General features: G+C 68.1%; 19 protein-coding genes. 7 read left to right on the forward strand and 12 right to left on the reverse strand.

From position 1 onward, the window contains the following. Positions 1–13: 13 nt before the first annotated feature. From QZX62_RS05520 to dapA, 6 genes are read right to left on the reverse strand one after another with little or no spacing between them, the layout of a single operon-like run. Positions 14–367, reverse strand: a complete 354-nt coding sequence (locus tag QZX62_RS05520; RefSeq protein ID WP_294172785.1) for a response regulator — start codon at positions 365–367, stop codon at positions 14–16. Between the two features lie 40 nt (positions 368–407). After that, the gene (locus QZX62_RS05525) at positions 408–2,789 is read right to left on the reverse strand and encodes a response regulator (protein ID WP_294172786.1); all 2,382 of its coding nucleotides are present in this window, start codon (positions 2,787–2,789) and stop codon (positions 408–410) included. Positions 2,790–2,794: 5 nt separating this feature from the next. Then, positions 2,795–4,882: a M13-type metalloendopeptidase gene (locus QZX62_RS05530; protein ID WP_294172787.1), complete on the reverse strand. Its 2,088-nt coding sequence runs from the start codon at positions 4,880–4,882 to the stop codon at positions 2,795–2,797. Positions 4,883–4,886: 4 nt separating this feature from the next. After that, the gene (locus QZX62_RS05535; protein WP_294172789.1) at positions 4,887–5,474 is read right to left on the reverse strand and encodes a DUF2062 domain-containing protein; all 588 of its coding nucleotides are present in this window, start codon (positions 5,472–5,474) and stop codon (positions 4,887–4,889) included. After that, entirely contained in the window at positions 5,467–5,949 is a 483-nt protein-coding gene (gene smpB, locus QZX62_RS05540; protein ID WP_294172790.1) for an SsrA-binding protein SmpB, read from the reverse strand. Before smpB ends, QZX62_RS05535 begins: the two co-directional genes overlap by 8 nt. 52 nt (positions 5,950–6,001) lie before the next feature. Continuing rightward, positions 6,002–6,874, reverse strand: coding sequence for a 4-hydroxy-tetrahydrodipicolinate synthase (gene dapA, locus QZX62_RS05545; protein ID WP_294172792.1), 873 nt, complete (start codon positions 6,872–6,874; stop codon positions 6,002–6,004). A gap of 95 nt (positions 6,875–6,969) precedes the next feature. Between dapA and QZX62_RS05550 the strand changes: the two genes are divergently transcribed. After that, positions 6,970–8,934: a lytic transglycosylase domain-containing protein gene (locus tag QZX62_RS05550; RefSeq protein ID WP_294172794.1), complete on the forward strand. Its 1,965-nt coding sequence runs from the start codon at positions 6,970–6,972 to the stop codon at positions 8,932–8,934. Positions 8,935–8,942: 8 nt separating this feature from the next. Next, the gene (gene greB / locus QZX62_RS05555) at positions 8,943–9,458 is read left to right on the forward strand and encodes a transcription elongation factor GreB (RefSeq protein ID WP_294172796.1); all 516 of its coding nucleotides are present in this window, start codon (positions 8,943–8,945) and stop codon (positions 9,456–9,458) included. 56 nt (positions 9,459–9,514) lie between these two features. Here greB and aspS read toward each other — a convergent pair whose 3' ends face one another. After that, positions 9,515–11,311: an aspartate--tRNA ligase gene (aspS, locus tag QZX62_RS05560; protein ID WP_294172831.1), complete on the reverse strand. Its 1,797-nt coding sequence runs from the start codon at positions 11,309–11,311 to the stop codon at positions 9,515–9,517. A 170-nt stretch (positions 11,312–11,481) separates the two neighbouring features. Between aspS and rnd the strand changes: the two genes are divergently transcribed. Then, a complete protein-coding gene (gene rnd / locus QZX62_RS05565) occupies positions 11,482–12,660 on the forward strand; it encodes a ribonuclease D (protein WP_294172797.1) in 1,179 nt (392 codons plus the stop codon). Next, positions 12,657–12,959 carry an I78 family peptidase inhibitor gene (locus QZX62_RS05570; protein WP_294172799.1) on the forward strand — a complete coding sequence of 101 codons (303 nt, stop codon included), beginning with the start codon at positions 12,657–12,659 and terminating at the stop codon, positions 12,957–12,959. The genes rnd and QZX62_RS05570 overlap by 4 nt, the downstream gene beginning before the upstream one ends. On the opposite strand, the gene QZX62_RS05575 is transcribed toward QZX62_RS05570, so the two are convergent. The 4 genes from QZX62_RS05575 to QZX62_RS05590 are packed head-to-tail and all read right to left on the reverse strand — an operon-like array spanning position 12,956 to position 18,448. Further along, positions 12,956–14,422, reverse strand: a complete 1,467-nt coding sequence (locus QZX62_RS05575) for a Ppx/GppA family phosphatase (RefSeq protein ID WP_294172801.1) — start codon at positions 14,420–14,422, stop codon at positions 12,956–12,958. The genes QZX62_RS05570 and QZX62_RS05575 overlap by 4 nt on opposite strands. Then, positions 14,419–16,569 (reverse strand): RNA degradosome polyphosphate kinase, encoded by a 2,151-nt coding sequence (locus QZX62_RS05580; protein ID WP_294172802.1) that lies wholly within the window; start codon positions 16,567–16,569, stop codon positions 14,419–14,421. The genes QZX62_RS05575 and QZX62_RS05580 overlap by 4 nt, the downstream gene beginning before the upstream one ends. After that, positions 16,566–17,189 carry a DnaA/Hda family protein gene (locus QZX62_RS05585; protein WP_294172804.1) on the reverse strand — a complete coding sequence of 208 codons (624 nt, stop codon included), beginning with the start codon at positions 17,187–17,189 and terminating at the stop codon, positions 16,566–16,568. Before QZX62_RS05585 ends, QZX62_RS05580 begins: the two co-directional genes overlap by 4 nt. After that, a complete protein-coding gene (locus tag QZX62_RS05590; RefSeq protein ID WP_294172805.1) occupies positions 17,189–18,448 on the reverse strand; it encodes a heavy-metal-associated domain-containing protein in 1,260 nt (419 codons plus the stop codon). Before QZX62_RS05590 ends, QZX62_RS05585 begins: the two co-directional genes overlap by 1 nt. Before the next feature lie 65 nt (positions 18,449–18,513). Between QZX62_RS05590 and purM the strand changes: the two genes are divergently transcribed. From purM to QZX62_RS05605, 3 genes are read left to right on the forward strand one after another with little or no spacing between them, the layout of a single operon-like run. After that, a complete protein-coding gene (purM, locus tag QZX62_RS05595) occupies positions 18,514–19,599 on the forward strand; it encodes a phosphoribosylformylglycinamidine cyclo-ligase (protein WP_294172806.1) in 1,086 nt (361 codons plus the stop codon). Beyond that, positions 19,592–20,560, forward strand: coding sequence for a phosphoribosylglycinamide formyltransferase (gene purN, locus QZX62_RS05600; protein WP_294172807.1), 969 nt, complete (start codon positions 19,592–19,594; stop codon positions 20,558–20,560). Before purM ends, purN begins: the two co-directional genes overlap by 8 nt. 50 nt (positions 20,561–20,610) lie before the next feature. Next, the gene (locus QZX62_RS05605; RefSeq protein ID WP_294172808.1) at positions 20,611–21,048 is read left to right on the forward strand and encodes a DUF6265 family protein; all 438 of its coding nucleotides are present in this window, start codon (positions 20,611–20,613) and stop codon (positions 21,046–21,048) included. Here QZX62_RS05605 and ndk read toward each other — a convergent pair whose 3' ends face one another. Continuing rightward, positions 21,049–21,471 (reverse strand): nucleoside-diphosphate kinase, encoded by a 423-nt coding sequence (gene ndk, locus QZX62_RS05610; protein WP_294172809.1) that lies wholly within the window; start codon positions 21,469–21,471, stop codon positions 21,049–21,051. Between the last annotated feature and the right edge of the window lie 45 nt (positions 21,472–21,516).

Below are 21,516 nucleotides of genomic sequence, written 5' to 3' on the forward strand. Positions count from 1 at the left end.
TCGGCACCGGCGTTCAGGACGCAGCCCGCTCCAGCGCCGGAGTGATCCGATCGATGGTGTAGGGCTTCTCCAGCAGCGGCACCGCTGCGAACTGGGGCGGCGGCGGCTCTACGTGACCACCGCTGGCGAGCACGAACGGCAAGCCGCGTTCCCGGAGCTTCTCGGCGACCGGCCACACCGCTTCGCCCTTCAGGTTCACGTCCAAGATGGCGAAGTCAAAGCTGCCCGTGCCCGCCTCGGTCAGCGCATCCGAGAGATTATCGCAGCTCGCGTGAACCCGGTGACCGAGCGTCTCAAGGAAGTCCTCGAGCATCATCGCGATTAGCGGCTCGTCCTCGACGACGAGAATGTTTCGCCCCTGTCCCACAATTGCGCTGCATAACCCGACAAACGTGCGACGCAAGATTTTATTTCGTTGCCAGAACCTTACGGGCCGCTTCCGCAAGCTCCTGAACCGAAAAGGGCTTGGGCAGAAAGGCGACGTGGTCGATGTCGATCGACTTCCTGAGATGCTCCTCGGCATAGCCCGACATGAACAGGATCGGGATCTCCGGCCGGACCTTGCGCGCCTCGCGGACCATGGTGGGGCCGTCCATCGCGGGCATCACCACGTCGGAGATGAGCAGGTCGATGGGCTCTCCGCGGTTGATCACCTCCAGCGCATCCTCGCCATTGTTGGCGGTGATCACCGTATAGCCCTGGCGGGTCAGCGCCCGCTCGGCAACGGTGCGGACCATCGGCTCGTCCTCGACCAACAGCACCGTGCCCGAACCCCATAGCTCCTCCGCCTTAGCCTTGGGCGGCGGTGGCGCGGGGCGGCTGGCGTCCTCCTCGTCCTCCTGGTGGACGGGCAGGTAGATGACGAAGGTGGTGCCCTCTCCGACCTTGGAGTCGGCGAAGATGTACCCGCCCGACTGCTTCACAATGCCGTACACGGTGGACAGGCCAAGGCCAGTGCCCTTGCCGACCTCCTTGGTGGTGAAGAACGGCTCGAATACCTTGCCCAGCACGTGGCTGGGAATGCCGCAGCCGGTATCGCTGATCGACAGCGCGGCATAGTTGGCAACGGGCAGGATCTCCGATCCGATCTCCGCGACCTGGTCGGCGCGCACCGGATAGGTTTGGATGGTCAGCGTGCCCCCGCCGGTGCCGGCCATGGCGTCGCGGGCGTTGACCGCCAGGTTGACGATCACCTGCTCGAGCTGCCCGGGGTCGGCCCGGACCGAACCCAGGTCGCGGCCGTGCTTGGTATGCAGCACCACCGTTTCGCCCAGCAGGCGCTTGAGCAGGTGGGAAACCTCCGACACCACGTCGGGCAGCTGCAGCACCTGCGGACGCAAGGTCTGCTGGCGGGAAAAGGCGAGCAGCTGGCGGGTCAGGCCGGCGGCGCGGTTCGAGTTCGACTTGATCTGCTGGATGTCGTCGTAATCGCTGTCGCCGGGCGTGTGGCGCATCAGCATGAGGTCGCAATGCCCGATGATCGCGGTCAGGATATTGTTGAAATCGTGCGCGACGCCGCCTGCCAGCTGGCCGACCGCCTGCATCTTGGTCGCTTGCGCGATCTGCCGCTTGAGCTTGGCTTCCTCGCTGTTGTCCTTGAGCAGCAGGAGCACGGCGGCGTCCCCTAGGCCGCGCAGCCCGGCAATGGTCAGGGCGACCGGTTCGGTCGGCTGGTGGACGAGGCGCACGGCCATGTCGCTCGACATCGCCGGGCCACGGGTGTTGCGGCGGACGGCGTCGGCCACCGCGCCCTTGTCCTCCTTGACCACCAGGTCGCCGGGGTAAGCGGGGCAGCCTTCGTCCGCGATCCCGCCGGCGGTCCGGAAGGCGCGGTTGGTGGTGAGAAAGCGGCCGTCGCGGTCGACCAGCGCCAGGCCGATCGGCAGCACGTCCAGCAGCGCCTGCACGTTGGCGCTGTCGGACAGGCCCGCTGCCTCGGGCGTGTCGAACAGCAGGGTGGTCCCAGCCTGGCCGAGCCGCTCCGAGTCGAGCGGGATGTGGAGCAGCCGCATCAGCCGTGCGCCCTCGCCTTCCTCGCTCAGACGGACGCGTCCGTCGTTGCCTTGCAGCAGCAGTTCCGGGAAGTTGCGGCCGTCGGCTGCCGCGGGCAGCGAAGCGCGCTGCTGCAGGAGCGTGTTGGCCGCCAGCAGCTCGCCCTCCGGGCCGGTGACCGCGGCCATCACCCCCGCCTTAACAAGGATCTCGCCTTCCAAGCCGCTCATCCGGCGGACCAGCGTGGACAGCGGATCGCGACGCGGGCGGGGAAAGCGCCACAGCAGCTGGTCGCCGAAGGCGCCGACGCGCCGGACCTCGACCGCCTGTGGACCGGCAGCGGTGGCGATGTCCGCGACACCCTCGCCATCGCGCAGGGCGTTCATCCGCGTACGCTCCAGCTGCTCGGCGGCTTCCCCATCGCTGCCGAGGGCGATCGGCTGCGGAGCGGTGGGGAAACGGGCTTCATAGCCGGCGTTGGCGACGACCAGCCGTCCGGAAGCGTCGGTCAGTGCAGCCGGATCGGGGCATAGCGCGAGGCTCGACGCGATCAGCCCATGGTCGGGCGGCGCCGGCGCGACCGGCTCTGGAGCCTGCCTGCGCCGGCTCGCCAGGGAGCCGATCGCAACGGTCAGCAGCATGCCGGCGGCAAGCAGCGCGCCGATCAGGGGCTGCCCGCCAACGAAGGCGATAACGGCGGCAGTCGCCAGGGCCGCGGCGATCAGGATCGGAAGCAGCCAGGGCTCGCCGCGGCCGACCGGCTGAGCGTCAATCGCGGCGAGCCTGGTGTGCAGCATCTATCCTACCAGACGCGGACGCGCTGTTCGGGCGCGAGGTACAGCTTCTGGCCGGGCTGAACGGCGAAGGCCTGGTACCAAGGGTCGAGATTGCGCGCGACATAGGGCCGGAAGTTGCCCGGGCTGTGCGGCCCCGTCACCAGCTGCTGCCGCATCGCATTCTCGCGGTACTTGGTCCGCCAGATCTGCGCATGGCCCAGGAAGAAGCGCTGGTCGCCGGTGAAGCCCTCAATGACCGGCGCCTCCTTGCCGCCGAGCGACAGCCGGTAGGCGTCATGCGCCACCAGCAGCCCGGCGAGGTCCGCGATGTTCTCGCCAAGCGCCAGGCGCCCATTGATGAACTGCCCTTGGAGCGGCTCATACTTGCTGTACTGGTCGGCCAGCTGACCGGCGTAGACCTCAAAGCGCCGCACGTCCTCCGTCGTCCACCAGTCGGTTAGCCGACCTTGGGGATCATACTTGCGGCCCTGATCGTCGAAGTGGTGGCTGATCTCATGGCCGATCACCGCGCCGATGCCGCCGTAGTTGATCGCGTCGTCCGCGTTCGGGTCGAAGAACGGCGGTTGGAGGATGGCGGCTGGAAAGACGATCTCGTTCATCGTCGGGTTGGCGTAGGCGTTGACCGTCATTGGGGTCATGAACCACTCGTCGCGGTCGACCGGCTTGCCGAGCTTGGACAGCTGGCGCGCATAGTCGAAGGCGGTAGCCCGCTGCACGTTGCCGTAAGCGTCGCCCGGAGTGACGGTCAGGGCCGAATAGTCGATCCACTTGTCCGGGTAGCCGATCTTGGACCGGAAGCTGGCGAGCTTGGCGCGGGCCTTGGTCCGGGTGTCGGGGGTCATCCACGGCAGGTTGGAAAGTCGTCGGTCCATCGCAGCGGTGATGTTCTTGACCAGCTCGTCGGCCTTGGCCTTGGTTTCGGGCGGGAAGTGCTTGGAGACGTAGAGCTCGCCGACCGCTTCGCCGATCGCGCCGTTGACCGCGTTGACCCCACGCTTCCACCGCGGCTCGATCTCGGGCGTGCCCTGGAGGGTGCGGCCGCTGAAATCGAAGCGTTCCTCGGTGAACGCCTTGGGGAGAACCCCGGCCGCGTCGCGCGCCGTGTGCAGCGTCGCCCAGTCCTTGAGCGTCTGCAGCGGAGTGGACGCGAACGCCTTGGCCATGCCCGCAAAGGCGCTCGGCTGCGAGGCGATGAACTCCCCCTGCTGTTCGAGTCCGGCGGCTGTCAGATAGGCATTCCAATCGAACCCGGGCGCCCGGCGCGCGAAGTCCGCGCGGGACCACTTGTTGTAGGTCTTGTCGTCGTCGCGGCTCTCGACGCGGGTCCAGTGCACGCGAGCCAGCTTGGTCTCGAAGTCGAGCACGCTCTGCGCCGCGGCCGTCGCCCGCGCTTGCGGCACGCCGGACAGGGCCAGCATGCGAGCAACGTGCGGCACATATTTGGCGCGCGCGTCCGCCAGCTTGGCATCCTTGGACAGGTAGTAGTCGCGGTCCGGCATGCCGAGCCCGCCCTGCAGGAAGATCGGGATGTAGCGGTCGGGCGCCTTGGCATCCTGGTTGATGTAGAAAGGGAACAGCGCAGGCCCGAAGCCGTCGAGCGAGTCGCCCAGCGCTCGCGCGAACTCGCTCTTGCTGCCCGCCTGCTGGAACGGCTGCAGGCTTTCGGCCAGCGGCGCCGCGCCGCGGCCCTCGATGGCCGCTTCATCCATGAACGCCTTGTAGAAGTCGCCGACCTTCTGCGCGTTGGTGCCCGCCGCAGCCGGCGCGGCGGCAGCGGCATCGATGATCTCGCGGGTGCGCTCCCGCGACAATTCATCGAGCCGGTTGAACATGCCGTAGGAGGCCTTGTCCGCCGGGATCTCCAAGGTTCTGGCGTATGTCCCGTTGGCGAACTGAACCCAATCCTCGCCGGCGGCGGTCGACCGGTCCATGCCCCCCACGTCGAGGCCGAAGGTGCCAATCTCCGGCTTGGCCGGCGCAGCGGCGGCCGTCTCGGCAGGCATCGCGGGAGCTGCTGCCGTCTCCACCGGGGTCGGGGTCGTTGCGCACGCGGCAAGCGCGGTGCTGGCGGCAAGGATGGCAAGACGCTTCATAGAATTACAGGTCTCCATTTGAGAGTCGGTGTTTGAAGAGTTCGGGCCGGGCACGTCTGCGCCACTTGCGGTGAACCCACCAGCGCCAGACGACGATCGACACGCCATAGCCGACCAACGCGCATGCCAGCGCGATGATGAACAGCCCTGAAATGACTGCCGGAGCCGCATCGGACAGCAGCCAGCTTAGCCACCGGCCGGCCGAAGCCCGACTTTCGTAGAGCGCGCTGAAGGTGGCGAGGTCGGCATGGAAGCCCAGCTTGTTCCCGACTAGGATCGACGCGCCCAGGAAGAAGGGCGTGGTCGCGGGATTGGACAAGAAGGTCATCGCCGCGGCGATCGGCACGTTGGCCCGCAGCGGCATGGAGAGCAGCGCCGCCCCGACGATCTGCAGGCCGGGGATCATCAGGAAAATGCCGATGAACAGCCCGGCGAACACCCCGCGGGGAACCGAGCGCCGGGTGAAGCGCCACAATTCTGAATGGCGGATGCGCTGGCCAAAGGGTTTGAGCCAGCGGCTTTCCAGCACTTCCTCACGGGACGGCGTAGCCTTGGCGACGAGACGCGAGAAAAAGGAAGCGCGCTCAGCCATGGGCACGGAGCAGCCGCCCCTGCTCACGCTTCCAATCACGTTCCTTTTCCGTTTCGCGCTTGTCGTGCATCTTCTTGCCCCGAGCGACCGCCAGTTCAATCTTGGCCCGGCCCTGGCTGTTGAAGTAAATCGACAGCGGCACAAGCGTCAGCCCCTGGCGAGTCACCGCCCCCTGCAGTTTCGCAATTTCACGGGCCTTGAGCAACAGCTTGCGCGGCCGGCGCGGCTCGTGGTTCATCCAACTGCCCGCGCCATATTGCGGGATGGACGAATTGATCAGGAACACTTCGTCGCCGTCGACGGTCGCGTAGCTTTCCGCAATCGACCCCTCGCCGGTGCGCAGCGCTTTCACCTCCGTGCCCTGCAGCGCAATGCCAGCCTCCAACCGCTCCTCGACGAAATAATCGTACCGCGCGCGCCGGTTCTCGGCGACGATCTTGGCCTTGTCGAACGGTGATGGGAGGGGCTTGGACATGCTGCGCCCGCACGTAGGACGCGGACCGAGCGAAAGCTAGGCTGGCCTCGTGCTAGGCCAGGCTCGCATGCTCCAGCGCGGAGTCGATGGCCCTGCGCGATGCCTCCGACGCCGGGGTCATCGGCAGGCGCAGCTCTTGCGGGAAGTCCGGCCGCACCCGACCGAGGGCATATTTGGCCGGCCCCGGCGAGGCGTCGCTGAACATCGCGGCGTGGAGCGGGTACAAGCGGTCCTGCAGCTCCAGCGCGCGATCCCAGTCCCGCTCGAGCGTCGCCCGCTGGAACTCGGCGCAGAGCCGCGGCGCGACGTTGGCGGTGACGCTGATGCAGCCGACCCCGCCCATGGCGTTGAAGCCGAGCGCCATGTCGTCGTTGCCGCTAAGCTGGCAGAAGTCGGCGCCGCAGGCGAGCCGCTGGGCCGTGACGCGCGCGAGGTTGCCGGTGGCGTCCTTGACCCCGACAACGTTTGGCAGCTGTGCCAGGCGCGCCATAGTGTCGACCGCGATGTCGGTGATCGTGCGGGCGGGCACATTGTAGAGCATGACGGGGATCCCGACCTCGGCCACCGCGGCGAGATGCGCGTAGATGCCGTCCTGGTTGGGGCGGTTGTAGTAAGGCGGAACGTGCAGCGCGGCGTCTGCTCCTGCCTCCAAGGCGCTGCCGGTCAGCGCGATCGCATGCGCAGTGTTGTTCGACCCGCACCCAGCGATCACCGGCACCCGGCTACCCGCGATCTCGACCGCTGCTTGGACAAGGATGCGATGCTCCTCGGGCGAGAGCGTTGCCGCTTCCCCGGTCGTTCCGCACGGCACCAAGCCGGTCGTCCCTTCCGCGATCTGCCACTCAACGAAGTCGCGAAAAGCCGCCTCATCGACCTTCCCTGCGGTGAACGGAGTCACCAGCGCGGTGATTGACCCGGAAAACATGTGAGTGCCCCCTTCACCCGGATTAACTCCGTTCTGTAGAACAGGAGCCTAACTGTTCATGGACTGATAAGGACCGGGGGGTGATCATGTCCAGCATGAGGAAAGCCGCTTTCATTCTGCCGCTGCTGCTTGGCTCGGCCGCAACCGCGTCATCAACCCAGATCGCCGGACAGCCGGTGTACGCGCCCGCGCCGGCGCGGGCCTACGCACTCGCCGGGAACGTCAGCTGGGCCATCGCCGACTGGCGGCGGCTGCGCTCGCCAGGCTATAGCTTTGCCGATTACGCCCGCTTTCTGCTCACCAATCGGGACTTTCCGGGTGATACCGCGATGCGCCGCAACGCCGAGCGGGCAATGCGCCCCGGCGAGGACCCGCGCACGGTGGTGGCCTTTTTCCAGACGGACCGGCCGGTCACCGCCAGCGGCTATGCCCGGCTGGCCGAAAGCTTGGCCGCGCACGGCCGCGGCGCTGAAGCACTGCAGGCAGCGCGCGACGCCTGGGCCGCCCCCGGGCTGAGCGCCGCGGACGAGCTGGCGCTCTACCAGCGGTTCGGGGCGGGCTTCACCGCGGCCGATTTCGACCGGCGCGTAGACCGGCTGCTGATCGAGCGCGACCCGCAGAACGCGCAGCGGCTGCTGGCCTCGGCGAGTCCGGCGCGGCGTGCCGCGTTCAATGCCCGCGTTGCCATGCAGTTGCGCTCGCCCGCGACTGAGGCGCTGTACAACCAGGTGGCCGGGCAGGTCACCGTCGATGCCGGCCTGATGCAGGACCGGGCGCGCTACCTCCGCGAGGCAGGGTGGACGGCCGCGGCGCAGCAGCTGCTCGCGCGGCCCCACAGCTTCGTTCACCGGCCGATCGATGCCGAGAAATGGTACGAGCTGCAGCTGCTGGTCGCGCGCGAAGCGGCGGCGAATCTGCAGTCGACGCTGGCCTTCAACATTGCGCGGCAGGTGGACGATGCGCTGCCCGCGGGCGCCAGCCTCAGCCTCCAGCCGATCGGCGTGCGCGACGATTATACCTCCCTGACCTGGCTGGCGGGCACGCTGGCGATGCGCTCGCTTGGCCGGCCCGGCGATGCGGTCGCCATGTTTGACCGCTACTCGCGCGGCGGCCGCTCGCTGCAGGTAGTGAGCAAGGGCGCCTATTGGGCAGGGCGGGCCGCGACCCAGTCCGGGCGTTTCGCCGAGTCGACCGGCTATTTCAGCCGGGCGGCCGCCTACCCCGAACTGTTTTACGGACAGCTGGCCGCCGAGCGGCTCGGCCGGCAGATTACCGGGCCGGGCATGGCCTTCGCGGTACCCACGCCCATGCAGCGGCAGGCGTTCCACTCGCGTCCGCTGGTACAGGCGCTCCGCTCGCTCCATGCCGGCGGGCTGCGGCAGGAGGCCGCGCTGTTCGTCCGCGCGCTCAGCGAGGCGGTTCATACCGACGCCGACCGGGTGCTGGCGATGGAGCTGGCGGGGCAGATGGGGCGACAGGACCTCGCAGTCTGGACCGCCCGCTCGGCCCGCAACGACGGGGCGCCCTTCTACGTGCGCGCGGGCTACCCGACGATTCCGTCCGGCCTGTCCGACCAGCGGCTGTGGAGCCTGGCCCACGGCATCACCCGGCAGGAGTCGAGCTTCGACCGCAGCGCGGTAAGCCACGCCGGCGCCCGCGGGCTAATGCAGCTGATGCCGGGCACCGCGGCCGAGCAGGCCGGCAAGATGGGGTACGGATACGATTACGGGCGGCTGACCACCGATCCGGCCTACAACGTCATGCTGGGGTCGGCCTATTTTCAGCGGCTGCTGAACCAATGGGGCGGCAACTATCCGTTGGCGGTGGCGAGCTACAATGCGGGCGCGGGCAACGTGCGCAAGTGGATCAACGCCAACGGCGATCCGCGGCGCCCGGGCGCGGACATCGTCGCCTGGATCGAGGACATCCCGTTCCTGGAGACTCGCGGCTACGTCCAGCGGGTGCTGGAGAACAGCGTGGTCTACGACCGGCTGAACCCCCGCCCCGCGACCCAGCCGCGGCAGCTCAGCTACTTCCTCGGCAAGGACCGGCTCGGCTAGGGAGGCGCATGGCCGACCAGCGCCCGCCCCGCTTCATCACCCCGCATGGCTTCGCCCGCATCCGGGCGGAGTACCAGCAACTGTTCGGTGAGGAGCGGCCGAAGCTGGTCGAGACGATCAGCTGGGCCGCGGCCAACGGCGACCGGTCGGAGAATGGCGACTACATCTACGGCCGTAAACGGCTGCGCGAGATCGACCGGCGGCTGGGCTACCTTTCCAAGGTGATGAAGGGGGCCAAGGTGGTCGATCCTGCGGCGCAGGCGAGCCGCGACCAAGTGCGGTTCGGAGCGACGATCGAGCTGGCCGACGAGGACGACGCGCGGCGGGTGCTGACGCTGGTCGGAGATGATGAGGCGGATGCGTCGGCCGGGCGGATCGGTTGGAGTGCGCCGCTGGCCCGCGCGCTGGTGGGGGCTCGGGTCGGGGACGAGCGGGTGGTTCGGCTGCCCGCGGGGGAGAAGAGCTACGAGGTGGTAGGGATCATGTACCCATGTGCTCCCGCGAAGGCGGGAGCCCAGTCCTAAACAGAAGACAGGGTGCGGCAGCAGCCTGCCCGCTGTCGGGCTTCGCTTGTCGAGGTCTAGGCTCCCGGCTTCGCGGGAGCACTGGGTTCTCCCACCACCCGAATGCTCAGCTCCTTGAGCTGCTTCGCGCTGACCGGCGCCGGCGCGTTCATCATCAGGTCCTCGGCGCGCTGGTTCATCGGGAATACCACCACCTCGCGGATGTTGGGCTCGCCGGCGAGCAGCATGACGATGCGGTCGATGCCCGGCGCCGATCCGCCGTGCGGCGGGGCGCCGAACTTGAAGGCGTTGATCATGCCCGAGAAACTCTCATCGACCTCCGCCTGGGTGTAGCCGGCGATCTCGAAGGCCTTGTACATGATGTCCGGTCGATGGTTCCGGATCGCGCCCGAGCTCAGCTCCACCCCGTTGCAGACGATGTCATACTGCCAGGCGAGAATTTCCAAGGGGTCCTTGGTCTCCAGCGCCTCCAGCTCGCCCTGCGGCATGGAAAAGGGGTTGTGACTGAAGTCGACCTTCTTCGCGTCCTCGTCATATTCGAACATCGGGAAATCGACGATCCAGCAGAACTCGAAGCGGTTCTCGTCGATGAGGCCGAGGCTCTGCCCCAGCCGGGTCCGCGCCGCGCCGGCGAGCTTGGCCGCTTCCGCCTCCTTGCCGGCGGCAAAGAAGATGCTGTCGTCCGGACCCAGGCCCATCTCGGCCGCGAGCCGGTCCATGCTCTCGGTGCCATGGTTCTTGGCGATCGGCCCGCCCCACTCGCCGCCTTTGCGGGTGGCGTAGCCGAGGCCGGCATAGCCCTCGCCGCGGGCCCAGTCGTTGGTGTCGTCGAAGAACTTGCGGCTTTGCCCCGCGGTGTTCGGCGCCGGTATTGCCCGGACCACCCCACCGCCGTCCACGATCTTGGCGAACAGCCCGAAGCCCGAGCCGCGGAACTGCTCGCCGACGTCGCTGATCACCAGCGGGTTGCGCAGGTCGGGCTTGTCCGAGCCGTACTTTAGCATCGCTTCGCGATACGGAACGCGGGGAAACGCGCCCTCGGTCACCTGCCGCCCGTCCGCGAACTCCCGGAACAGACCGACCAGCACCGGCTCGATCGCGTTGAACACATCGTCCTGGGTGACGAAGCTCATCTCGAAGTCGAGCTGGTAGAACTCGCCCGGTGAGCGGTCGGCGCGGGCGTCCTCGTCGCGGAAGCAGGGGGCGATCTGGAAATAGCGGTCGAAGCCGGCAACCATCAGCAGCTGCTTGAACATCTGCGGCGCTTGGGGGAGTGCGTAGAACTTGCCCGGGTGAATGCGGCTCGGCACCAGGTAGTCGCGCGCGCCTTCGGGTGAGCTGGCGGTCAGGATCGGGGTCTGGAACTCGGTGAAGCCCCCCTCCATCATCCGGCGGCGGATGGAGGCGATTACCGCAGAGCGCAGCACCATGTTGCGGTGCACCGACCCGCGGCGGAGGTCGAGGTAGCGGTACTTGAGCCGGATCTCCTCCGGATACTCCTGGTCGCCGGCGACCGGCATCGGCAGCTCGGCCGCCTGGCTCTGCACGGTGACCCTGCGCGCGAACAGCTCGATCTCTCCGGTCTGCAGATTGGCATTGGTCGTGCCCTCCGCCCGCGCTTTGACCTCGCCGTCGATGGTCACCACCGACTCCACCCGCAACCGGTCGAGCACCGGCAGTGCCGGGCTATCCGTGTCAGCGACGATCTGTGTGATGCCATAGTGGTCGCGCAGGTCCACGAACAGCACCCCGCCATGGTCGCGCTTGCGGTGGATCCAGCCGGACAGGCGGACGGCCTGGCCGACGTCCGAAGCGCGCAGCTGGGCGCAGGTGTGGGTGCGGTAGGCGTGCATTCGGTTCGACTTTCTTCGTTTCGTCATCCCCGCGAAGGCGGGGACCCAGCAAGGAAGAAGAAGTTCTGGGTTCCCGCGTTCGCGGGAATGACGAGCAATGGTCGGCCGCGCGCTTCCCTTCACCCTTCCCTTTTGTCAACCCGTGCGCCCCGCGCTAGAGGCCGGGTAACATGCAGATTCACCCGCTGATCACCGACACCGCCACCCTTGCCGCGCTCGTCGAGCGGCTCGCCAGATCGCCATTCGTCGCCGTGGATACCGAATTTATGCGCGAGAATACCTATTGGCCGGAGCTTTGCCTCCTCCAGATCGCGAGCACGGAGGAGGCCGCCGCGATCGACCCGCTTGCCGAAGGGCTGGATCTGACACCCCTGTGGGACCTGCTGGTCGACAACGAGGAGGTACTCAAGGTCTTCCATGCCGGCGGCCAGGACCTGGAGATCGTCTACAACATGACCGGCAAGACTCCGCATCCGCTATTCGACACGCAGGTCGCGGCGATGGCGCTCGGGTTCGGGGAGCAGGTCGGCTACTCCAACCTGATCGAGTCGATGCTCGGCCACACGCTGGATAAGGGCGCGCGCTTTACGGACTGGAGCCGGCGGCCGCTCGACAAGCGCCAGATCGACTATGCGATCGGCGACGTGACCCACCTCGTCACCGTGTTCCCGCGGATGGTGCAGAAGCTGAAGAAGAACGGCCGGGGCGTGTGGCTGGACGAGGAGATGGAGCGGCTGGCCGACCCCTCCTCCTTCGCCTTCGCGCCCGAGGACGCGTGGAGGCGGCTGAAGCTGCCGAGCCGGAACCCGGCCGTGCTCGGGCGCTTAAAGGCGCTCGCCGCCTGGCGCGAGTCGGAAGCGCGGGGCAAGAACCTGCCGCGCGGGCGGATCATCAAGGACGACACGCTGAGCGAGCTCGCCGGTCATCCGCCCAAGAGCCAAGACGGGCTGGGCCAGGTGCGCGGGTTGTCGCCGGGCTGGCGAACCAACGACATCGGTGCGCGGCTGATGCAGGCGCTGGCCGGGTCGCAGCCGCTGGGGCCTGACGAGCTGCCCGACCGCGAGCCGCGCCGGCCAGGCCTGACCAAGGATGCCGCGCTGGTCAGCGATCTCCTGAAGCTGCTGCTCAAGATCCGCGCCAAGGAGGCCGGCGTCGCGCCCAAGCTCATCGCCCGCTCGGATGAGCTCGAGTCGCTGGCCGCGGGGGTGCGCGAAGGCCTCGCCATTCTCAGCGGCTGGCGATTCGAGGAGTTCGGCCGCGACGCGCTCGACCTGGTCGAAGGGCGGCTTGCCTTTGCCACTGAGAACGGCAAGCTGAAGATGACCCGCGCCCTGGAGAACGCCGCATGAACCGCCTTCTTGTCCTCGTGCCCGCGTTCCTGCTGAGCGCCTGCGTCATCTTCCCGGTGCCCGTGACCGTGCCTGCAGCCCAGATTGCGGGTGGCGGCGAGTGCCGCAACGAGGGGCTGGAGCGCTTCGTCGGTCAGCCCGCCTCCCAGCAGATGGGTGCGGAGATGCAGCGGGCGTCCGGCGCCAGGGTGCTGCAGTGGGTCGGTCAGGACTCGGCGGTAACCATGGACTACCGAATTGAGCGGCTGCGGGTCCGCCTCGACCGGCTCAACCGCGTCGAATCCGCTCGCTGCGGCTAAGCCACCTCGACCACCGGCGACAGGTCGAGCACCGAGCCTAGCTGACGGAAGCGCTTGGCCACTGTATCCGAATACAGCCCCTCGTCGCCTTTGCGCAGGGTGAGTACCAGCTGTTGGTCACGGGGCGCAATTCGGGTGCGTTGAAGCAAACTGGCGGTGCCGCCGCTCAAGCGCTGCGCAAGGCGGATCGCCCGCCCCCAACGGTCGGCATGGTCCAGCACCCGCGCGTCCACCAGGGCTCCGACCTTATCGTTGTAGATGCCGTTGCCGCCGAACGCGCTGCACAGCGCCCGGCCGAGAATGGCACGGCCGTCCGCGTCGATCCCGACCCAATTGCCGTGCACCCCCATGTCGACCGCCCACTCGGCGCGGAAATCGGGGTGGGCGTTCCAGGCGACGTCGGCCAGTAGGCAGGAGGCAAGCCTCAACCGCGCGGCTTCGGCCGAGTCGTTCGGGAACAGCGGCACGATCCAGCGGTCGAGCAAGGCGCCATGGTCACCGAACCGGCCGAGCCGCTCGCCCACCTCCAGCGCGGCGGCCAGCAGGGGGTCCTCTGCGCGGCGCTCGTCCGACAGGTCGTCGAACAATATGCCTTCGCGCAGGCCGAAGGCGCTGACCGCCACGCGGGCGGGCTCCAGCACCCGGCACAGCCCGTCGAGCACCGCGGCGGCGGCGGGCAGCGTCTGCAGGCGCGAGGACGAAAACCCTTCCACCTTGGTCCGCAGCTCCGCCGTGCCGGTCGAACGCACCATCTCCCGCAGTTCGCGAATCCGGGCCGGGGTCAGGCAATGCTGGTGCACGATCGGCAGCGGATGGCCCGTCAGCTGCAGGTCTAGCTGGCCGAACGCCCGGAACGAACCGCCGACGAGATACAGCGTGCCGTTCCGCGCCGTTCCGGTCAGCGCTGACGGAACGCCGGCCTTGAGCGACTGGACGATCGCCCGGGCCGAGTTCTTGCCCTGCAACCGGAGCACGCCCAGCGGCAGGGACACGCCAGCGCCGGCCTGGCCGCCGGCCACGGGGGTCAGCTCCAGGCTCCCTCCGCCCAGATCGGCGACGATGCCGCGAGCATCGGGAATGGCGGAGATGACGCCCAATGCGGCCAGGCGGGCCTCCTCCGCGCCGCTGATCACCAATGGGCGGATGCCGGCGGCGGCGGCGCGCTTTATGAAATCGCCGGCGTTGCTCGCGTCGCGCACGGCAGCGGTCGCGACCGCATGCAGCTTGTTCAGCTTCATTTCCTTGGCCAGCAGGCGAAACCGCGCGAGCGCCTCCACCGCCATGTCGATCGCCTCGTCGTCCAGCCGGCCGGTCTCCGCCAGTCCGCGCCCGAGGCCGGCCATCACCTTTTCGTTGAACAGCATGGAAGGCACCCGCTCGGACCCGCCGTAGGCCACGAAGCGGACGGAATTGGAGCCGATATCGATGATGCCGACGGGGCCGAAGGAGCGGGTGGAGGTCATCCCCCTTGGTCCAGCAGCAGCTTGGGCACCTTTCTGCCCTCCAGCGCCTGGCCACGGCCGGACAGCGAGGGGTTGGTCATGAAATATTGGTGGAGATTGAAGCTCTTCTTGCCCGGCTTCACCCGCGTGTAGTTGCCGTCGCCATCGAGCACCCAGCTCTGCTGATTGTCGATGAGGTTGGCGACCATCACCTGATCGAGCACCTGGGCATGGACGGTGGGGTTCTCGATCGGCACAGCAGCCTCAACGCGCCGGTCGAGGTTGCGTGGCATCCAGTCGGCCGACGAGATGAACACCCGGGCCTTGCGGTGCGGCAGGCGGGCGCCGCAGGCGAAGGCCCAGATGCGGCTGTGCTCCAAGAAGCGGCCAACGATCGACTTGACTCGGATGTTGGTCGACATGCCGGCCACGCCTGGGCGCAGACAGCAGATGCCGCGGATCACGAGGTCGATCGACACGCCCGCCTCGCTCGCCTCGTAGAGCTTTTCGATCACCTGCCCGTCGACTAGGCTGTTCATCTTGGCCCAGATCGCCGCCGGCTTACCGGCCCGGGCGTTGGCGATCTCCGCGTCGATCAAGGCCGTCAACCGCTCCCGCAAGCCCCGCGGGCTCAAGGTGAGGAGCTCCAACCCTTTGGGCGGCACATAGCCGGAGATGTAGTTGAACAGCTTGGCCGCGTCGCGCGCCGCCCGGCGGGAAGCGGTGAAGAAGCTGAGGTCGGTATACACCTTGGCGGTGGTCGGATGGTAGTTGCCCGTCCCGAAGTGGCAGTAGGTGCGGAACATTTCGCCCTCGCGCCGGACGACCATCGAGACCTTGGCGTGGGTCTTCCATTCGACGAAGCCATAGACGACCTGCACGCCGACCCGCTCCAACCGTGAGGCCCACAGGAGGTTCTGCTCCTCGTCGAAGCGCGCTTTGAGCTCCACCACCGCCGTGACCGACTTGCCCGCTTCCGCCGCGGCGACCAGCGCGTCGATGATCGCCGACTGCTTGCCCGCCCGGTACAGCGTCTGCTTGATCGCGACCACGTCCGGGTCGCTCGCGGCCTGGCGGAGAAAAGCGACCACCACCTCGAAGCTCTCGTACGGATGGTGGACCAGGATGTCCTTGGCGCGGATCGCCGCGAAGCAGTCGCCGCCATGCTCGGCAATGCGTTCGGGGAAACGCGGCTGGTAGGGCGGGAACTTGAGCTCGGGCAGCTCCTCCTCGACCAGCTGGCCAAGGTCAGCGATGCCGATGAAGCCGCCGCTTTCGGCGATGATCGCATGTTCCGCGTCGAGCCCCGAGCGAACCAGCCTCTCCAGGTCGTCGGGGGTGCCGGCCGAGAACTCCAGCCGGATCACCCGCCCGCGGCGCCGCTCCTTCAGCGCGCTGCGGAAATGGCGGACCAGATCCTCGGCATCTTCCTCGATCTCGATGTCGCTGTCGCGCAGCACGCGGAAAGCGCCCGCGCCGATCAGCCTGAAGCCGGGGAATAGCAGGTCGAGGTGCGCCGCCACCGCCCAGTCGATGCTGATGAACCGCGCCCGCTCACCCGGAATGCGAATGAAGCGCGGAATGGAGGCTGGGATCATCACCACCTCGTCGACGGTTTCCCCGTCCGACGGGTCGATCATCGCGAAGATCAAGGAGAAGCCGCCGTTGGGGATGAACGGGAACGGGTGCGAAGGATCGATTGCCTGGGGCGTCAGGATCGGCAGCATCTGCTTGGCGAACCAGTCGCGCAGCCATGCCCGCTCCTCGTCTTCGAGCTCGGCCGGCGTGATCGCGGAGAGCCCCTGTTCCGCCAGCAGGCGCGACAGCTCAAGCCAGGCGCGCTGCTGTTCGCCGGCCAGCGCGTCGGCCTCCCGGCTGATGGCAGCAAGCTGCTGGGTCGGAGTCAGGCCATCGTAGGACGGCTGCTCCACGCCTTCGAGCTGCTGTTCCTTGAGGCCGGCGACCCGGACCATGAAGAACTCGTCCAGGTTGGTGCCCGAGATGGACAGAAAGCGAAGGCGTTCGAGCAGCGGGTGCGCCGGATTGGCCGCTTCCTCCAGCACCCGCCGGTTGAAGGCGAGCCACGACATCTCGCGATTGAAAGTGCGCACCACCTTGGCCGAAGAAGCAGGCGCCTTTGACCGTTTGATGTCGGTCGGGGCATTCATGCGGACTCTCCGTCGATCAGACCGGCCTGGACCAATGCACGGCGAACGGTCGGCAGCGTCAATCGTGCCCGCTCCGCAATGGCGAAGCCGTCGATCGCATCGACCACCCGCTGCGCGGTCCAATAGTCGCGGGTCACCCGGGCCGCCGCGTAGCGCAGCGCCTCGTCGCCCAAGTGGAGGCCGCGGTCCGCGAACAGTCGGCGGATCAGCGCCGCGAACAACTGGTCGTCGGGCTCGGCAATGCGCACGGTCGGGGTGACCGCCAGCCTGGTCCTGAGGTCCGGCAGCTTCGGGTTCCAGTCGGGCGGCAGCCGGTCGGCGACCATCACCAGCGGCCGGCCGGTCTCCTGCGCGTGATTCCAAGCATGAAAAAGCGTTTCCTCGTCATGCCGCTCGGCATCGTCGAACAAGCGCCCGCCGACCCGGACGACAAAGCTCCGCGCCAACAGCGAGCGACCCGACCGGCGCGGGCCGCTCAAAAGCGTCGCCTTGACCGGCCAAGTGGACCAGCGCCCGAAATGCTCGAATGCCGCGCGGTTGGCGTCGGACACGATGAACCGGCTTTCGTCGCGCCCTTGCGGCCAGTCCAGCGGGAGCGCGAACTGGTCGGGCCGTTTCATCAATCGGCGGTTCCGGGAGGGGTCAGCGCCGGCGTCGGCTGCGGCGCCGGCGGGGTTGGAGCGGGCGGCGGCGGCGCAGGTTGAGGCCGCGGCGGCGCATAGCCGGTGATCCGGAACACGCCCGTTGCCGTATCCGACTGCCACCCGCGCGCCGCGAGCGCCGCCTGCAGCTGTCCAGGCGTGCCGCGATAGTTCACCACCAGCACCGTGGACCCGATCTCCCGCACGCCGGTCACGCCGGGGATCGAGCGGAGCCAGCCGACCGGCGAGTAGGGACTCGTGACAACGACCTGGATCGGGCGGAACACGGGCCCGGTGGCCTGCGGCTTCTCCGTCACTTCTTCCTCAGCCGGGGGCGGGGGCGGTTCGGGGACGATCAGGCTCGGGTCGGGGACAAGCTGTCCGGCCGCCAGGTAGCGCGTAAACAGCGCATCCATCTGCTGCACGCCTTCCGCCATCATCTGCGGCATGCCCGCGCTGTTCGTGGCGCGCAGGGTGAAGGTTCCGAGCGGCTTCTTGTCGGGACCGATGTAGCCGATGAAGGTCCCCGACGCCGGTCCGCCGGGGTAAAGGCGCTTCAGCCGCACCTCCGCCGTCAGCACGTCGGCAGCGCCGTAGAGATCGATGATGTTGCGCCACCAGTCGCGGCCGGGCCGCGCGGTTTGCGCGGCGTTGATCAGCAGCGGGTCGGCACCAAGCCCGGACACGCGGACATAGTCGACCGGGCTTTGCGAGGTCCGGAACTCGGCCCAGGCCCGCTGCCACGGATTGCGCGTTTCGACCGCCGTCATGGTGCCGCCGCTGACCATCACTGGGATCAGCAGCAGCGGCGCCGAGCGGCGAACCTGTCCAGCCACGCCGAGCAGGGCGCCGGACCGCGCCCGGTCGAACAGCACGCCCAGGCTCGCGACATAGCGGCCGGGCGCGATCTGCTCGCGTTCGACGATGATGGAGCTGACCAGCCCGTCGAGCGTCGAGTCCGGCAGGTTCGGCGCTTCGCTGATCGGCCGCCGGTTGGTCTTGGCCCACAGCGCCTTGAAGCCGAGGCGCTGGGCCTGCCGCCAGCCGTTGAACCGTGCTTCCGCCGCATCCTTGCCGGCCGTGTCTACCTTGATCCCGCCGATCTCCAGCGTGTTGGAGCTGTCGAGCGGCAGGATGCCGCGGTCGCCGGACTCGAGCTGCGCTACCACCGCCCCGCCGGTCAGGGCGGAGACGAGCAGCGCGGCAATGAACAGGCGGACCGGCCGGGTAAGCAGCATGGGCAGGCCTTGTGGCGGCTGTTCGCTGGATTTCCAAGCGGCTTGTGGTCTAGGACCTGCCTTCCATGGGGCTGACATATGAACAGGCCGGGGTGAACATCGCCGCCGGCAACGCGCTGGTGAAGGCCATCGGGCCGCTGGCGAAGTCGACGCGCCGGCCGGGCGCCGATGCGGAGCTGGGCGGCTTCGGCGGGTTCTTCGACCTCAAGGCTGCGGGTTACACCGACCCGCTGCTGGTCGCGGCGAATGACGGGGTGGGCACCAAGCTCAAGCTGGCGATCGACACCGGCCAGCACGGCGGAGTCGGCATCGACCTTGTCGCCATGTGCGCCAACGACCTGGTGGTGCAGGGCGCCGAGCCGCTGTTCTTCCTCGATTATTTCGCGTGCGGGCGGCTCGACAACGCCGTCGCGGAGCAGGTGGTCGCGTCCATCGCCAAGGGCTGCCGCCAGGCCGGCTGCGCGCTGATCGGCGGGGAGACGGCGGAAATGCCCGGCATGTACGCGGCCGGCGACTACGATCTCGCCGGCTTCTGCGTCGGCGCGGTGGAGCGGGGCGAGGCGCTGACCGGCGAGACAATCGCGCCCGGCGACGTGGTCCTCGGGCTCGCCAGCTCGGGCGTGCACAGCAACGGCTTCAGCCTGGTGCGGAGGATCGTGGCGGACAACGGCTGGAAGCTCGACCGCCCTGCGCGCTTCGACCCGGAAGTACTGCTTGGCGACGCGCTGCTGGAGCCGACGCGCATCTACGTGAAGAGCCTGCTGCCGGAGGTCCGGGCCGGGCGAATCAGGGGCTTGGCGCATATCACCGGCGGCGGACTGCTCGAGAATATCCCGCGGGTGCTGCCTGAAGGTGCGCACGCGGTGGTGGACGCCGATTCGTGGGAGCTGCCGCAGCTATTCGCCTGGCTCCAGGCCGGTGGCGGGATCGAGCCGGAGGAGCTCGCCCGCACCTTCAACTGCGGCGTCGGCATGGTGGCGATCGTCGCGCCGGAGCAGGCCGTGGCGGTCACGGCCAACCTCCAGGCTACGGGCGAGCGGGTGCATTCCATCGGGCGCATCGAAGCGGGGACACGCGGCTGCACCGTTCGCGGCTCCGACGAGACTTGGAGCGCCCGCGGCGTGTGGAGCGCCACGCACAACCATGGCTGAGCGCGCCCGCGTGGCGGTGCTGATTTCAGGCACCGGCAGCAACATGGCCGCGCTGATCTACGCCAGCCGGGCCGAGGATTGCCCCTACGAGATCGTGCTCGTCACTGGCGACAACCCCGACGCGCCCGGTCTTGCCCTCGCGGAGGCAGAGCAGGTCCCGGTCGCCCGCCTCCCCCGCCCCACCAAGGACAAACGCGCCGACTTCTTCAAGACCCTCGACCGCACCCTGCGCGAGGTCGGGGCCGACACAGTTGCCCTGGCCGGCTTCATGCGCATACTCCCCACCGAGTTCGTCGAGCGCTGGTCGGGGCGGATGCTCAACATCCACCCTTCGCTCCTGCCCAAGTACCGCGGCCTCGACACTCACGCCCGCGCGCTGGAGGCGGGCGACAGCCAAGGCGGCTGCTCCGTCCACCTGGTCGTGCCGGAGGTCGACGCAGGCGAGGTCCTCGGCCGGGTAGCGGTGGCGATCCTGCCCGGCGACACGTCCGAGACCCTCGCCGCGCGGGTGAGAATCGCCGAGCACCAGCTCTACCCGCGCGTCCTCGCCGACTACGTCTCGCGCGCGTTCGACGCCGGGTGGATCGAAGCCCAGGTCGACGCCCTCGCCAGCCGCCTCCCCGAGGTCACCCGCAAGACCAGCCACGGCTCCCCTGGCTGGGCGGTCGGCCCTGAGAGGACCGCCAAGCTGTTCTCGATCATCGCCGACCACCATCATGGCGAGGAGTCGGTCGGCCTGCTGATCAAGGCCAGCGGCCCTGACGAGATGACCGGCCTGATCGAAGCCCAGCCGGACATATACTACTGGCCCAAATACTACGGCGCGAGCGGCTGGCTCGCCCTCAAGCTCAACCGCCGCGACGTTGATTGGGAGCAGGTCGCCGAGTGGCTGGAGCGCAGCTGGCGAGCCTGCGCCCCGCCGCGGCTGACCAAGCTGATGCGGGCGGCGTCGGAGTTTTAACGCCGCGAGACCCGTATTGGGATAGGATTGCGGCCTCAGAGGAGCGCTGAATGCTGATCACGATGATCGCGGCACTGGCGTCCGCGGCCGAGCCGATGCCAGAATTCCTGAACGGTTGCTGGGAGAAAGCGGAGGGATCCCGCTGGACGGAAGAATGCTGGATGGAGCCGCGCGCGCAAGTCATGCTTGGCGCAACGCGGGAGGGCGACGGCGACCGACTGACAATGTGGGAATTCGCTCGGATCGCCCCAGACGCTCAGGGAAGGCTAACCTTCTACGCCTCGCCTCGCGGGGCACCAGCTAGCGCCTTTCCGCGCACGAGCTCCGGCAAGAACCACGTGGAGTTCGCCAGCCCCGCCCACGACTATCCGCAGCGGATCCGGTACGAACGCAAGGGCGACGGACTGGAGGCGACCATCTCCCTGCTGGACGGAAGCAAGGCTGTCCGATGGAGCTACCGGCGCAAGGGCAGCTCCACCGGTCGGTAATCAGCCGACGATTTCTTCCGGCTTGAAGAAGAATTCAATCTCGATCCGGGCGTTCTCTTCGCTGTCCGAGCCGTGGACCGAGTTGGCCTCGATGGACTCCGCCAGTTCCTTGCGGATGGTGCCGGGCTCGGCATTCTCCGGGTTGGTCGCGCCCATGACGTCGCGGTTGCGCTGCACGGCGTTCCCGCCTTCGAGCACCTGCACCACAACGGGTCCCGAGGTCATGAAGCTGACCAAGTCGTTGAAGAAGGGCCGCTCGCGGTGGACGCCGTAGAAGCCTTCGGCCTGCTCGCGGGTCATCTGGATGCGCTTGGAGGCGACCACGCGCAGCCCTGCCTCCTCCAGCATCTTGGTGACCGCGCCGGTCAGGTTGCGGCGGGTGGCGTCGGGCTTGATGATCGAAAAGGTGCGCGTCGCGGCCATGACCGGGCGATCTCCTGCTTGATGGGGTGAGTGGATTGGCGCGCG

This window comes from uncultured Sphingomonas sp., from assembly GCF_902806265.1.
Classification (GTDB): domain Bacteria; phylum Pseudomonadota; class Alphaproteobacteria; order Sphingomonadales; family Sphingomonadaceae; genus Sphingomicrobium.